Source organism: Pseudomonas sp. 24 E 13 (assembly GCF_900004715.1).
In the GTDB taxonomy this organism is placed as follows: domain Bacteria; phylum Pseudomonadota; class Gammaproteobacteria; order Pseudomonadales; family Pseudomonadaceae; genus Aquipseudomonas; species Aquipseudomonas orientalis_A.
On the sequence record NZ_CVTO01000156.1, the window covers coordinates 21,151 to 35,122 of the forward strand.

The 13,972-nt window shown below is 62.8% G+C and carries 11 protein-coding genes; 1 reads left to right on the forward strand and 10 read right to left on the reverse strand.

The features are described 5' to 3' along the window. Window positions 1-25 precede the first annotated feature (25 nt). The 7 genes from BFP90_RS24550 to BFP90_RS24580 form a co-directional block, all read right to left on the reverse strand. Complete coding sequence (locus tag BFP90_RS24550; protein ID WP_065886049.1) at window positions 26-1,036, reverse strand: chemotaxis response regulator protein-glutamate methylesterase; 1,011 nt, start codon at window positions 1,034-1,036, stop codon at window positions 26-28. Beyond that, complete coding sequence (locus BFP90_RS24555; RefSeq protein ID WP_065891944.1) at window positions 1,033-3,306, reverse strand: hybrid sensor histidine kinase/response regulator; 2,274 nt, start codon at window positions 3,304-3,306, stop codon at window positions 1,033-1,035. Before BFP90_RS24555 ends, BFP90_RS24550 begins: the two co-directional genes overlap by 4 nt. After that, on the reverse strand, window positions 3,303-4,004 hold the full coding sequence (locus BFP90_RS24560) for a chemotaxis protein CheW (protein ID WP_065891943.1): 702 nt from the start codon (window positions 4,002-4,004) through the stop codon (window positions 3,303-3,305). The genes BFP90_RS24555 and BFP90_RS24560 overlap by 4 nt, the downstream gene beginning before the upstream one ends. Next, entirely contained in the window at window positions 4,001-5,260 is a 1,260-nt protein-coding gene (locus BFP90_RS24565) for a CheR family methyltransferase (protein WP_065898182.1), read from the reverse strand. Before BFP90_RS24565 ends, BFP90_RS24560 begins: the two co-directional genes overlap by 4 nt. After that, window positions 5,257-5,769 carry a chemotaxis protein CheW gene (locus BFP90_RS24570; RefSeq protein WP_065886045.1) on the reverse strand — a complete coding sequence of 171 codons (513 nt, stop codon included), beginning with the start codon at window positions 5,767-5,769 and terminating at the stop codon, window positions 5,257-5,259. The genes BFP90_RS24565 and BFP90_RS24570 overlap by 4 nt, the downstream gene beginning before the upstream one ends. Continuing rightward, window positions 5,769-7,391 carry a methyl-accepting chemotaxis protein gene (locus BFP90_RS24575; protein WP_065891941.1) on the reverse strand — a complete coding sequence of 541 codons (1,623 nt, stop codon included), beginning with the start codon at window positions 7,389-7,391 and terminating at the stop codon, window positions 5,769-5,771. Before BFP90_RS24575 ends, BFP90_RS24570 begins: the two co-directional genes overlap by 1 nt. Before the next feature lie 164 nt (window positions 7,392-7,555). Further along, window positions 7,556-8,266, reverse strand: a complete 711-nt coding sequence (locus BFP90_RS24580; protein ID WP_065898183.1) for a tellurite resistance TerB family protein — start codon at window positions 8,264-8,266, stop codon at window positions 7,556-7,558. Window positions 8,267-8,569: 303 nt separating this feature from the next. Between BFP90_RS24580 and BFP90_RS24585 the strand changes: the two genes are divergently transcribed. Beyond that, a complete protein-coding gene (locus BFP90_RS24585) occupies window positions 8,570-10,195 on the forward strand; it encodes a glucan biosynthesis protein D (protein WP_065898184.1) in 1,626 nt (541 codons plus the stop codon). 16 nt (window positions 10,196-10,211) lie between these two features. Here BFP90_RS24585 and BFP90_RS24590 read toward each other — a convergent pair whose 3' ends face one another. The 3 genes from BFP90_RS24590 to BFP90_RS24600 form a co-directional block, all read right to left on the reverse strand. Then, complete coding sequence (locus tag BFP90_RS24590; protein WP_065886041.1) at window positions 10,212-10,397, reverse strand: hypothetical protein; 186 nt, start codon at window positions 10,395-10,397, stop codon at window positions 10,212-10,214. Window positions 10,398-10,681: 284 nt separating this feature from the next. Next, on the reverse strand, window positions 10,682-11,788 hold the full coding sequence (locus tag BFP90_RS24595; protein ID WP_065898185.1) for an NADH:flavin oxidoreductase/NADH oxidase: 1,107 nt from the start codon (window positions 11,786-11,788) through the stop codon (window positions 10,682-10,684). A gap of 189 nt (window positions 11,789-11,977) precedes the next feature. Further along, on the reverse strand, window positions 11,978-13,879 hold the full coding sequence (locus BFP90_RS24600; protein WP_065898186.1) for a potassium transporter Kup: 1,902 nt from the start codon (window positions 13,877-13,879) through the stop codon (window positions 11,978-11,980). Between the last annotated feature and the right edge of the window lie 93 nt (window positions 13,880-13,972).

The following is a 13,972-nucleotide window of genomic DNA, read 5'->3' on the forward strand; positions in this document are numbered from 1 at the left end:
AACCAGCACGGCGGGAGATTGTCGATCATGTTGCAAAGACCTCCTGCAATCGCGGCGCAATTCTTTCCAGTGGGCGAATTTCAACAGCGGCGTCAATCGCCGCCGCTGCTTTGGGCATTCCATACACCGCCGAACTCGACTGGTCTTGGGCGATGGTCAAATATCCTTGTTCGCGCATCAACTTGAGGCCCTGGGCGCCGTCGCGCCCCATGCCGGTCAGCAGTACGCCGACGGCGTCACCGATCCAATAGCTGGCGACACTTTCGAAAAATACGTCGATGGACGGCCGGTAAATCTCGTTCACCGGCTCTGCGGTATAGGCTAGCGTGCCATTTTTCAACAAGCGAATATGGTGGTTGGTACCGGCCAGCAAGACCACGCCGCTCTGCGGTGGCTCACCCTCTCGCGCCAGGCGCACCGGCAGGCCGGACGCACTGCTCAACCACTCGGCCATGCCCGCGGCGAACACCTGGTCCACATGCTGGACCAGCACGATGGCGGCGGGAAAGTTGCGGGGCAATCCCTTGAGCAGGACTTCCAGAGCAGCCGGGCCGCCCGCCGAAGATCCGATCGCCACCAGGCTCTGGCGTTTGCCGGTGCTGCGCTCGGGCGCGGTTTCGGCGCGCACACGGCTACCGCGCTGGCCGATCAGCCAGCCGATATTGAGGATCTTGCGCAACAACGGGGCTGCCGCATCCCTGGGGTTGCCCACGCCGAGTGCCGGGGTGTCCACCACATCCAGGGCGCCGTGGCCCATGGCTTCGAACACCCGGCTCATATTGGCCTGGCGGTCGACGGTCACCAGCAGAATCGCGCAGGGCGTCTCGGCCATGATCTGCCGCGTGGCCTCCACGCCGTCCATTACCGGCATGATCAAGTCCATCAGGATCAGGTCCGGCAGCCGTTCGGCACAGCGCTGTACCGCTTCCAGGCCATTACTGGCCACCCATACCACCTCGTGCGCGGGTTCCAGGTTCAAGGCGCGCCGCAACGCCTCGACGGCCAGGGGCATGTCATTGACGATCGCAATCCTCATGCCCGGGCGCCCCCGATCAGCTCAACCACGGCGTCGAGCAAGGCATCGTCGTGGAAGCTGGCTTTGGCCAGGTAATAGTCGGCGCCGGCGTCGAGGCCTCGGCGTCGGTCTTCTTCCCGATCCTTGTAGGAAACCACCATCACCGGCAACGATTGCAGGCGACTGTCACGGCGCAAGAGTGTGACCAATTCAATACCGTCCATGCGGGGCATATCAATATCAGTGATAAGCAGGTCGAAATCCTCGGAACGCAATGCGTTCCAGCCATCCATGCCATCGACCGCAACGGCCACTTCATAACCGCGATTGAGTAATAACTTGCGTTGCAGCTCACGCACGGTCAGCGAGTCGTCCACCACCAGCACCCGCTTGCGCGGTGCTTCGGTGGCCTGCTGGGTGCGCCGGGCGATGCGTTCCAGGCGGCCGGTGTTGAGCAACTTGTCCACCGAACGCAACATGTCCTCCACGTCGACGATCAGGACCACCGAGCCATCGTCGAGCAAGGCGCCGGCGGAAATATCCTGGACCTTGCCCAGGCGATCATCCAGCGGCAATACCACCAGGGTGCGCTCACCGATAAAGCGCTCGACGGCGATCCCATACACGGCATCGCGCTCGCGTATCACCACCACTTTCAAGGTATCGCCAGGGGTTTGCCCCGGTGGACGCTGCAACAGCTGACTGGCGGCGACCAGGCCGACATGCCGGCCCTCGTGCCAGAAATGCTGGCGACCTTCCAGTTGCACAATGTCCTCGGGCGCCAGGTCGCACATGCGTTCGATGTGTGCCAGCGGGAAGGCGTAGGCCTCTTCACCGACCTCCACCACCAGGCTGCGCACCACCGACAAGGTCAACGGCACCTCAAGATGAAAGCGACTGCCCTGCCCCGCCGTCTGCTCCAGCACCACGGCGCCGCGCAGTTGACGCACCATATGCTGCACCGCATCCAGGCCGACGCCGCGACCGGACACTTCGGTCACCTTGTCGCGCAGGCTGAACCCCGGCAGGAACAGGAACGTGAGCAGTTCTTCCTCGCTCAGGCGCAACGCGGTCTCCACGGGGGACAGGTGCCGGTCGACAATGGTGCCGCGCAGGCGCTCAAGGTCGACGCCGTTACCGTCATCGCTCAACTCCAGCACCAGCAAGCCGGCTTGATGGGATGCGCGCAGGCGAATCAAGCCTTCCGCCGGCTTGCCCGCCAGCAGCCGCTGCTCGGGCATTTCGATGCCGTGATCGACGGCATTGCGTAATAAATGCGTGAGTGGCGCCTCGAGCTTTTCCAGCACATCGCGGTCGACCTGGGTCTTTTCGCCCTCGATCTCCAGGCGCACTTGCTTGCCCAGGCTGCGGCCAAGGTCACGCACCATGCGCACCTGCCCGGCCAGCACATCGGCAAACGGGCGCATGCGACAGGCCAACGCGGTGTCGTAAAGCACCTGGGCGCGCTGGCCGGCCTGCCAGCCGTACTCGTCCAGCTCGGCGTTCTTCTGCGCCAGCAGCGCCTGGGCCTCACTCAACAAGCGGCGGGTATCGGCCAGGGCTTCCTGGGCTTCAAGATTCAGGTCGATGACCTTGAGGTGACCGTCCAGGGTATCCAAGGCGCGCAGGCTGTTGCTTTGCAGGCGCTTGAGGCGCTGCAGGCTCGCCAGGTAGGGCTTGAGTCGCTGGGTTTCCACCAACGATTTGCTGGACAGGTCCAACAGGCTGTTCAAGCGTTCGGCCGTGACCCGCAGCACGCGCTCACCGCCTTCGGTCATGCGTTTGCCGTGGCGCGGCGGCTCGCTGATGACGGCGGGCGCCGGCTCAGGTTCGGGCGCCGGCGCTTCGATCACCGGCATGGGAGCCGGTTCGGGTTTCGGCGCGACCATGGCGCTGGGTTGCGACGGGTCCAGCAAGCGCTCCATCAGCGCCACATAGGCCTGGATATCCGCCGCCCCTACGTTATTGCCCGGGGTGGCGATGCGCATCAGCAAATCCGTACCCTGCAGCAACGCGTCGATATGTTCGGGCTGCAGGTACAAGCGCGCTTCCTGGGCGCTGACCAGGCAGTCTTCCATGACATGGGCCACGCTGACGCCGGCATCCACCCCGACAATCCGCGCCGCGCCCTTGAGCGAGTGCGCGGCGCGCATGCAGGCCTCAAGCTGGTCGGCCTGGGTCGGGTTGCGCTCCAGTGCCAGCAGGCCTGCACTGAGCACCTGGGTCTGCGCATCGGCTTCCAGACTGAACAGTTCCAACAGCGAGGCATCGCGCATCTGGTCGGGGGTCATGCGAGGCTCCGGGTCACGGCGGACAACAATTGAGCCTCGTCCAGCCAACGCAGGCTGCGGCCTTTCCACTGCAATACACCCTGGGTGAAACGCGCGCTGGCCTGGGTACCGGAGGCCGACGCGGCGCTCAAGGTGCGCTCATCGATGGCATGGATGCCATCCACTTCGTCCACCGGCACGACCACCGGGCCATCCTGCGCCGCAATGATCAGCATGCGCGGCATGATGCGCCCGCCGGTGGCGCCGGTATTGGCGCTGTCCAGGCCGAGCAGTTCCACCAGCGACAGGCAGGCCACCAATGCGCCGCGTACGTTGGCCACGCCCAGCAAAGCCCGGGAGCGCTGGTGCGGCAAGGAGTGGATCGGTTGCAGGGGCGCGACCTCCACCAGGCAACGGGTCGCGATGCCCAGCCACTCCTCGCCGAGGCGGAACATCAGCAAGGAGCGGGTGACCACCTGGTTGTCGAGCTCGCCGGCGGCTTGCGCGGGACGCTCGTCCTGCGCCAGCGCATAGCGGTCGAGCAGGCGCGTGGCCGCGGCCGAATACACCGAGCAGTTACGGCAATGGATGTGCTCCACCAGCAAGGGGCAGGATTTGTCGCCATGGATGCCGATGCGGTTCCAGCAGTCGTCGATGGCTTGGGTGTCGGCCAGGGTCAGGTCCAGGCCAGCGGTATCCAGCGCGTCAGGGCTACTCATCGTTTGGACTCACTGTCAGCTCGCTCGCTACGCGCGGCGCGCGCCTGCAAACGACGCGCCCCCGCACTGTCGCCCTGGGACTCGAGCAACGCGGCCAGGTGCATCAAGGCCTGCGGATGCTGCGGTTCCAGGTATAAGGCTTTACGGTAATACCCTTGGGCTTGCGGGGCGTTGCCGGCTACATCGCTGAGCAAGCCCAGCCAGTAGAACACCTGGGCCACCGGCGGATGGCTGCCCAGATAGCGTTCGCACGCAGCGCGGGCCTCGGCACTCTTGCCCTCATTGGCCAAGGTGGCGATCTGGTTGAGCAGCTCGCCGGCCTCCGTATGCGCTGCCTTGACCGGCGCCGCCTGGGCGCCAACCGTACTGAACGGGCGCGGCTTGAGCGTAACAGGCGCCGCACTGCGCGGCGGCGTGGGTGCCGGTATCGGTGCAAACACCGGGGCTGGCGCGACCGACTCCGCGTGCCGGCTGAACGCAAAGGATTGCGGCACACCAATCGAACGCATGCCATGGCGTCCCAGCAGGCTGCCTTCGGCCGGGCCGATAAACAACACGCCGTCCACGTGGGTCAGTTCCTTGAGCACATCGAAGACTTGCTTCTGGGTGGGCTGATCGAAATAGATCAGCAGGTTGCGACAGAACACAAAATCATAACTGGACTCATTGGCCAACAGCGCCGGGTCGAGCAGGTTGCCGACTTGCAGGCGTACTTGCTCGCGCACCCGGTCGGCGATGCGGTAGGCGCCGCCGTCTTCAGTGAAATGACGGTCGCGAAATTCAAGGTCGGCACCGCGAAAGGAGTTCTTGCCGTACACACCGCGGCGGGCACGCTCCACGGACAACGGGCTGACGTCCATCCCTTGCACTTTGAACTGGTGCGGCGCCAGGCCGGCGCCGAGCAGGGCCATGGCAATCGAATAGGGCTCTTCGCCGGTGGAACACGGCAGGCTGAGAATGCGCAAGGCGCGCATCTGCTTGATCTCGGCCAGGCGTGCATGGGCCAGGCGGGCCAGGGTCGCAAAGGACTCGGGGTAGCGGAAAAACCAGGTCTCGGGAACGATCACCGCTTCGATCAGCGCCTGCTGCTCATCGTGGGAGCTTTGCAGGAGCTGCCAGTACGCGTCCGCTGTGGGCGCCTGGGACAGCTGGCAACGCTGGCGCACCGCACGCTCAATGATCGCCTCGCCCACCGACGCGACGTCCAGGCCGATACGTTCCTTCAGGAAGGCCGAGAAGCGCGGATCACTGCTCATAGGCTCAACTCGCTGGAAAACAGCAACGCACGCACGTCATCGCTCAACAACTCGGCCACGCCGATCCATTGCATCAAGCCCAGCGCATCTTCGCGCACCGGCCCCAGGTAGGGCGCCTGGCGGTTATCCAGGCCATAGGGCTGGAACTCGGCGGGGTCGCACCGCAGGGTGTCGGTGGCCTGCTCCAGGATCAGGCCCAGCCACCGCGCCTGGCTCCCGGCTTGTGGCTGATAATTGACCAGCACCAGCCGCGTACTCGTACGGGCCTGGGCCACGGTACCGAAGGTCAGCGCGCTCAGGTCGATCACCGGCACCAGCGCGCCGCGATGGGCAAAGATGCCCGCCACCCACACAGGTGCCTGGGCGATGGGTTTGAGCGGCAGGCGCGGCAGTACCTCGACCACTTCCGTGGCCTTGAGGGCAAAGCGCTCAGTGCCGATGTGGAACACCAGGAACAACGCCTTTTTCGCTGCCGTAACGGCGCCGCGTTTAGCCGCGAAGTCGCTCATCAGACTTTGAAACGCGACACGCCGCTGCGCAGACCCACCGCGACCTGGCTCAGTTCATCGATGGCAAAGCTGGCCTGGCGCAGGGACTCGACGGTCTGGCTGCTGGCATCCCCCAACTGCACCAGCGCGTGGTTGATCTGCTCGGCGCCGGTGGCCTGGGCCTGCATGCCTTCATTGACCATCAACACCCGCGGCGCGAGGGCCTGCACCTGGTGGATGATTTGCGACAGTTGCTCGCCCACTTGCTGCACCTCGAACATGCCGCGGCGCACTTCCTCGGAGAACTTGTCCATGCCCATCACGCCCGCCGACACCGCCGACTGGATCTCGCGCACCATCTGCTCGATGTCGTACGTCGCGACGGCGGTCTGGTCGGCCAGGCGACGTACTTCGGTAGCGACCACGGCAAAACCGCGCCCATACTCACCGGCTTTCTCGGCTTCGATGGCAGCGTTGAGGGACAGCAGGTTGGTCTGATCAGCCACTTTGACGATGGTCACCACCACCTGATTGATGTTGCCGGCCTTTTCATTGAGGATCGCCAGCTTGGCGTTGACGAGGTCGGCGGCGCCCATGACCGAATGCATGGTTTCTTCCATGCGTGCCAGGCCCTGTTGACCGGAACCGGCGGCGACCGAAGCCTGGTCGGCGGCGGTCGACACTTCGGTCATGGTGCGCACCAGGTCCTTGGAGGTCGCGGCGATTTCACGCGATGTGGCGCCGATTTCAGTGGTGGTGGCGGCGGTTTCGGTGGCCGTGGCCTGTTGCTGCTTGGAGGTGGCGGCAATCTCGGTCACCGAGGTGGTGACCTGCACCGACGAACGCTGCGCCTGGGAAACCAGCGCGGTCAGCTCGGTCATCATGTCGTTGAAGCCGGTTTCGACCATATTGAATTCGTCATTGCGCTCCAGGTTCAGGCGCTTGCTCAGGTCGCCCGTGCGCATGACTTCGAGGATATCGACGATGCGCTTCATCGGCGCCATGATTGCGCGCATCAACAGCAGGCCACACAGCGCGGCGGCAAGCACCGCCAGCAGCAGCGAGACGCCCATGCTGATCTTCGCGGCCTCGACCGCGTCATCGATAGCGGCGGTGGCCTCGTCGGCGACCTGCTTGTTCTGTTGGATGATGTCATTGAGCTTCATGCGGCCCGCTACCCAGACAGGCGTCAGTTGCTCGCTGAACAACCTGACGGCCTCGGCGGCGTTGTTGCTCTGCTGAGCCTGGAGCACTTGGGCAAGGATCTGGTTGTAGTTCTGATGCATTTTTTCGAAGGCATCGAACTCGCTGCGGTCCTGGGTGAAATTGATCGTCTGTGCGTAGTCGGCCATGTATTTCTCAAGGCGAGCCTCGAAGGACTTGTAGTCCTGCTTGTCCTCCTCGGAAATGCCCTGGTTTTTGTGGATGCCCACCAATTCCTGGGTTTGCAGGTAGCTGTCGACCCAGGCGCTGCGAATCATCGAGCTGAAAAACACGCCAGGCACAGCGTCATCGCGCACGGAGCTCTCACTGGTTTCGATTTTCAACAGGCGCGAATACGAGAGCACGACCATCAGCAGCATGATCGCGATAATTACCGCAAAGCTCGCCAAAATCCGTTGGCGCAGGGTCCAGTTCTTCACAGTAATTCCTCGCAGATCCATTCAAATGGAGGGGAGTATAGCTGAGCGATGGCGTGTATTAACCAATGGTTTGCGGGGACACTGCAGGCGCCCTGGCGCTTGGAACCAAGCCGGGTTTGAAGGTGGGAGCAGGCCCGCTCCCACCTGTGGACAGGTAGGCGGTTTTATTCGAGGTTAAGGCGCACCTGTTTCTCCAGCTCCGCCTTCAGGCCCGGCTCCAGCTTCAGCTGGCGCGCCAGTTCGTCCAGGTAGGCCTTCTCCATGAAGTTTTCCTCGTCCACCAGCATCACACTGGCGATGTACATCTCGGCGGCCATTTCCGGAGTACCGGCGGCGCGGGCGACATCGGCCGGGTCGAGGGGTTTGTTCAACTCGGCGTGCAGCCAGGCTTGCAGTTCGCGGTCATTGTCGAGCTTGGTGAACTCGCCTTCGATCAACGCCCGCTCACGCTCATCCACATGCCCGTCGGCCTTGGCGGCAGCGACCAGCGCCTTGAGAATGCCCTGGCTGTGTTGCTCGACCTGGGCCGGCGGCAGACGATCAATGGTTTGCGGCTCGCCCTGGGGCGCGTTGGCTTGCTGCGCCTGCCAGTTGCCGTAGGCTTTGTAGGCAATGACTCCCAACGCGGCCAGGCCTCCGTAGGTCAGAGCCTTGCCGCCGAATTTGCGCGCCTTTTTATTGCCCAGCAGCAAGCCCATGGCGCCAGCCGCCAATGCACCACCGCCTGCACCACCGAGCAAACTGCCGAGCCCGCCACTGCCAAGCAGCCCGCCAAGGGCGCCTTTGTCAGCTGATTGACGCTGGCCGCCGGCCTTGTTCTGCAACATATCCTGGCCAGACTTGAGCAACTGATCGAGCAATCCACGGGTATTCATTCGTAGCCTCCAGACACTTGGGTTCGTAGGACCAATAGGCCCCCAGCGTAAAACTAAGTGCCAAAAACGCTCTATCTAGAGTGCTTCCAGATGTAACGCCCTGCCCTGGCGTCGGAAATGTCTTGTTGCACAGCGGCGCCATCATGCTGCCATCAATGATTTTTCCTTCACCATCGAACCGCTTAAGCTATCCGGCGTCTGTTTAATGTCCGTTGCGTTTGGCCGAAGGCATGTCCGAACCGTTATTTCTGATCCGTTACGTGCCAGGAACGGCGCGGGATTCGCTCACGACAGGTTGTCTCTATGCACCGCAGGAATTTGCTCAAAGCGTCCATGGCCATTGCGGCCTACACCGGTTTGTCGGCCAGTGGCCTGCTGGCCGCGCAGGCCTGGGCCGGGAACCGTGCCGCCGACGGCAAGGCCGTAGCATTCGATTTCGACACGCTCAAGGCCCAGGCCAAACAGCTCGCCGGCGCCGCCTACAAAGACACCCGGCAAGTGCTGCCGCCCACGCTGGCAACCATGACCCCGCAGAACTTCAACGCCATTGGCTACGACGGCAACCATTCGCTGTGGAAGGAACTGAACGGGCAACTGGACGTGCAGTTTTTCCACGTCGGCATGGGCTTCAAGACGCCGGTGCGCATGCACAGTGTCGACCCCAAGACCCGCGAGGCCCGCGAAGTGCATTTTCGCCCTTCGCTGTTCAAATATGAAAAAACCACGGTTGACACCAAACAGCTGACCGGCGACCTGGGCTTCTCCGGGTTCAAACTGTTCAAGGCACCGGAGCTTGACCGCCATGATGTGCTGTCGTTCCTGGGTGCCAGCTACTTTCGCGCCGTCGACTCCACCGGCCAGTACGGCCTGTCGGCGCGCGGCCTGGCGATCGACACCTACGCGAAAAAACGCGAGGAGTTCCCCGACTTCACCCAGTTCTGGTTCGAAACCCCGGACAAGGATGCCACCCGTTTCGTGGTCTACGCCCTGCTCGATTCCCCCAGCGCGACCGGCGCCTATCGCTTCGATATCGACTGCCAGGCCAATCAAGTGGTGATGGCGATCGATGCCCATATCAATGCGCGCACCGCCATCGAACAACTGGGCATTGCAGCCATGACCAGCATGTTCAGTTGCGGTACCCACGAACGCCGGATGTGCGACACCATCCACCCGCAAATCCACGACTCGGACCGCCTGGCCATGTGGCGCGGCAACGGCGAGTGGATTTGCCGTCCGCTGAACAACCCGGCGAAGCTGCAGTTCAACGCCTTCGCCGACACCAACCCCAAAGGCTTCGGCCTGGTGCAGACCGACCACGAGTTCGCCAGCTATCAGGACACCGTGGACTGGTACAGCAAGCGCCCCAGCCTCTGGGTAGAACCCACCACCGCCTGGGGCGAAGGCTCGATTGACCTGCTGGAAATCCCGACCACCGGGGAGACCCTGGATAATATCGTGGCCTTCTGGACCCCGAAAAAACCGGTGATGGCCGGTGATTCGCTCAACTACGGCTACAAGCTCTACTGGAGCGCCCTGCCGCCGGTGAGCACGCCGCTGGCCCAGGTCGACGCGACCCGTTCGGGCATGGGCGGATTTACCGAAGGCTGGGCCCCAGGCGAGCATTACCCTGAGGTGTGGGCACGCCGCTTTGCGGTGGACTTCAAGGGCGGTGGTCTGGACCGTTTGCCAGCCGGCACGGGCATCGAGCCGGTGGTCACCTGCTCGCACGGCGAGGTAAAAGACTTCAGCGTGCTGGTGCTCGACAACATCAAGGGCTATCGCATTCTGTTCGACTGGTACCCCACCAGTGACAGCGTGGAGCCGGTAGAGCTGCGTCTGTTTATCCGCACCCAGGACCGTACCCTGAGTGAGACTTGGCTGTATCAGTATTTCCCGCCTGAGCCGGGCAAGCGTAAATACACCTGAGACGGCGGCCCACCCCTCAAAACCGCGACACGGTTTTCATCGCCCCAATCAAATACCGCATCGCAACCTGATCGCTCTCGGTCAGGGTGCGATAATGCGCCAGCAGTTCGACTTCATCCGAACTCAACCTGCGGCCACGCAAGGACATCCTGCGGATCAGAAAAGACGCCATCACACCCGCTACACCATAGGACTTGGCCATGGACTGCTTCTCCTGATATCGATCCAATACTCCTGCTGCCCATTATCCGCGTGACGTGAAGCGGACTGACTTCCTGGGCCGAAAATCAGGCTTACCTTAAGCGTAGAAACAATCTGGTTACGTGTGGGATTTTTTTAGAGTATTCACTTAAATAATTGCGTCGGTAATAAATACCTACAACCCTTTCTCACGCCTTCACCGACCACTCAGATCGATCTGCGTCATCACCACGAGCAAAAAAAACCCACCGTGTCAGGGTGGGTTGTGTGGGCATACGCTAAGGGTCAATCCCTGAGATCCGATTCATGAATCGGCTGGTCGCGGTGCGTCGCCCGTTGATATTGCGCCGGCCAGATCGCCTTGCGCCCGCCCAGGTCATCGTCGGCATGCAGCGGCCAGTACGGGTCGCGCAACAATTCGCGGGCCAGGAAGATAATGTCGGCCTGGCAGGTGCGCAGGATGTGTTCGGCCTGGGCCGGTTCGGTGATCATGCCGACCGTGCCGGTGGCGATGCCCGACTCTTTGCGTACCCGCTCGGCAAAGCGCGTCTGGTAACCGGGGCCGGTAGGGATTTCGGCGTTGGCGGCGGTGCCGCCGGAGGACACGTCGATCAAGTCCACGCCCAGGTCCTTCAGGCGGCGCGCCAGTTCCACGGTTTCATCGGGGTTCCAGCCGTCTTCCACCCAGTCGGTGGCTGACACGCGCACAAACAGCGGCAGGTTCTGGGGCCAGACTTCGCGCACCGCGCGGGTCACCTCCAGGACCAGGCGGATGCGGTTTTCGAAGGAGCCGCCGTACTGGTCCTGACGCTGGTTACTGATGGGCGACAGGAACTGATGCAGCAGGTAACCGTGGGCGGCATGGATCTCCACCACTTCGAAACCTGCGGCCAGGGCACGCTTGGCGGCGGCGACAAAATCGGCGATCACTTGGCGGATCTGTGCCTCATCCAGCGGCTTGGGTTGCGTGTGCTGAGGGTCGAATGCGATAGGCGACGGGCCTACCGGCACCCAGCCACCGTCCTCTGGCTTGACGCTGCCATGCTTGCCGATCCACGGCCGATAAGTGCTGGCCTTGCGCCCGGCGTGCGCCAATTGAATACCGGCCACCGCGCCTTGCGCCGCGATAAAGCGTGTAATGCGTTGCAACGGTTCGATCTGTTCGTCTTTCCACAACCCCAGGTCCTGGGCGGTGATGCGGCCATCGGCGGTCACGGCGGTGGCTTCGGTGAAGATCAGCCCGGCGCCGCCCACGGCACGGCTGCCCAGATGCACCAGGTGCCAGTCGTTGGCCAGGCCATCATCGCTTGAGTATTGGCACATCGGTGATACCGCGATGCGGTTCAGCAGGGTGAGTTGACGCAGGGTATAGGGTTCGAGCAGCTGACTCATGGCGCACCTCTTCGGGTTCTGTGGGCAAGCTCCAAGGCTCTCTTCATGGTGCTTAGAGCCTAGTCGACAACGAACAATCGCACTGGGTTCAGAGGTAAAGAGTTCAGAGGTAGGGTTCAGAGGTAGGGTTCAGAGGTAGGGTTCAGAGGTAAACCGGGAGCCGATTGCCGGCCCCCGTGCTGCAGCGCCTTACATCTCGACCTGGGTGCCCAGCTCGATCACCCGATTGACCGGGAGTTTGAAGAAGCGCAGGTTGCCGTTGGCATTCTTCAACATGAACGCGAACAACGCTTCGCGCCAGCGCGCCATGCCTTTGATACGCGAGGCGATCACGGTTTCGCGGCTGAGGAAGTAGGTGGTGCGCATCGGGCTGAAATCCAGTTCGTCCAGATGGCACAGTTTCAGTGCCTCGGGCACGTCCGGCTCATCGGTAAAACCAAAGTGCAGGATCACCCGGAAGAACCCTTCGCCATAGGCGTCCACTTCGAAACGCCGCGTCGCGGGCACACGCGGGATGTCTTCGTAGACCACCGTCAGCAGCACCACCTGCTCGTGCAGCACCTGGTTATGCAGCAAGTTGTGCAGCAGCGCATGGGGCACGGCATCGGGCCGGGCTGTGAGGAAGACCGCCGTGCCCTGCACGCGATGGGGCGGCTGCACGCGGATACTGCCGATAAATATCGGCAGCGGCAGGCCGCCCTCGTCGAGGCGCTCGACGAGCAATTGCTTGCCGCGCTTCCAGGTGGTCATCAGCACGAACAGCACGATCCCCGCCAACACCGGAAAGGCGCCGCCCTGGATGATCTTCGGCACGTTGGCGGCAAAGTACAGCCCGTCCACCAACAGACAGCAGAGCAACACCGGCACCGCCAGCACCGGCGGCCATTTCCACAGCAGCAGCATCACCGCAGACACCAGGATCGTGGTCATCAGCATGGTGCCCGTCACCGCCACGCCATAGGCGGACGCCAGCGCACCGGAGGATTCAAAACCCAGCACCAGCAGGATCACGCCCACCATCAGCGACCAGTTCACCGCGCCAATATAGATCTGGCCCTGTTCGGCGCTGGAGGTATGTTGAATGTGCATGCGCGGGATATAACCCAGCTGGATGGCTTGGCGCGTCAGGGAGAACGCACCGGAAATCACCGCCTGGGAGGCAATCACGGTGGCCAGGGTCGACAGCACCACCAGCGGAATCAGCGCCCAGCTCGGCGCCAGCAGGTAGAACGGGTTGCGCGCCGCTTCCGGATCGCCCAGCAACATGGCGCCCTGGCCGAAATAGTTGAGCACCAGCGCCGGCAGCACCAAAATGAACCAGGCACGGGCGATGGGTTTGCGGCCGAAGTGGCCCATGTCGGCATACAACGCTTCGGCGCCGGTCAGTGCCAGCACCACCGCGCCGAGGATGGCCACGCCGATGCCGGGGTGAGCCTCGAAGAAGCGCACGGCCCACATCGGGTTCATGGCGCTGAGCACCTCAGGGTGCAGGGTGATGCCATACACGCCAAGGCCGCCCAGCACCAGGAACCAGGTCACCATCACCGGCCCGAACAGTTTGCCGATGCGGTCAGTGCCGTGTTTCTGGATCAGGAACAGCGCCACCAGAACCACCAGCGCGATGGGCACGACCCATCGTTCCAGGCCGTCGAACGCCAGCTCAAGGCCCTCCACGGCCGACAACACCGAAATCGCCGGGGTGATCATGCTGTCGCCGTAGAACAGCGCCGCGCCGCACAAGCCGCACACCACCAGGAAACTGCGCAATTTCCTGCGCTCCCCGGCCGCACGACGTGCCAGGGCGGTCAGCGCCATGATGCCGCCTTCGCCCTGGTTGTCGGCACGCAGCACGAACAGCATGTATTTGATCGACACGACCCAGATCAGCGACCAGAAGATCAGTGCCAGGATCCCCAACACCCCGTCATGGTTGACCTGCACCCCATAACCGCCATTGAACACCTCTTTAAGGGTGTAGAGCGGGCTGGTCCCGATATCGCCATACACCACCCCGACCGCTGCTACCAGCATGCCAATCGGCTTGGCGTTCGAATGCTCGGCACCCGCTGCCTGACTACTTGCCTGACCCATCAACCACTCCTGCCCTTTGACCTGAGGTCGCTTATAAACAACGTGCTAAAACTGACCGTAGCATGCGCTGTTTTACTTCTCGTAACAGACGTT

Coding starts and splice junctions, on each gene's coding strand:
- BFP90_RS24550 (WP_065886049.1), bottom strand. CDS start 1,036: ATGAGGATTGCGATCGTCAATGACATGCCCCTGGCCGTCGAGGCGTTG.
- BFP90_RS24555 (WP_065891944.1), bottom strand. CDS start 3,306: ATGACCCCCGACCAGATGCGCGATGCCTCGCTGTTGGAACTGTTCAGT.
- BFP90_RS24560 (WP_065891943.1), bottom strand. CDS start 4,004: ATGAGTAGCCCTGACGCGCTGGATACCGCTGGCCTGGACCTGACCCTG.
- BFP90_RS24565 (WP_065898182.1), bottom strand. CDS start 5,260: ATGAGCAGTGATCCGCGCTTCTCGGCCTTCCTGAAGGAACGTATCGGC.
- BFP90_RS24570 (WP_065886045.1), bottom strand. CDS start 5,769: ATGAGCGACTTCGCGGCTAAACGCGGCGCCGTTACGGCAGCGAAAAAG.
- BFP90_RS24580 (WP_065898183.1), bottom strand. CDS start 8,266: ATGAATACCCGTGGATTGCTCGATCAGTTGCTCAAGTCTGGCCAGGAT.
- BFP90_RS24585 (WP_065898184.1), top strand. CDS start 8,570: ATGCACCGCAGGAATTTGCTCAAAGCGTCCATGGCCATTGCGGCCTAC.
- BFP90_RS24590 (WP_065886041.1), bottom strand. CDS start 10,397: ATGGCCAAGTCCTATGGTGTAGCGGGTGTGATGGCGTCTTTTCTGATC.
- BFP90_RS24595 (WP_065898185.1), bottom strand. CDS start 11,788: ATGAGTCAGCTGCTCGAACCCTATACCCTGCGTCAACTCACCCTGCTG.
- BFP90_RS24600 (WP_065898186.1), bottom strand. CDS start 13,879: ATGGGTCAGGCAAGTAGTCAGGCAGCGGGTGCCGAGCATTCGAACGCC.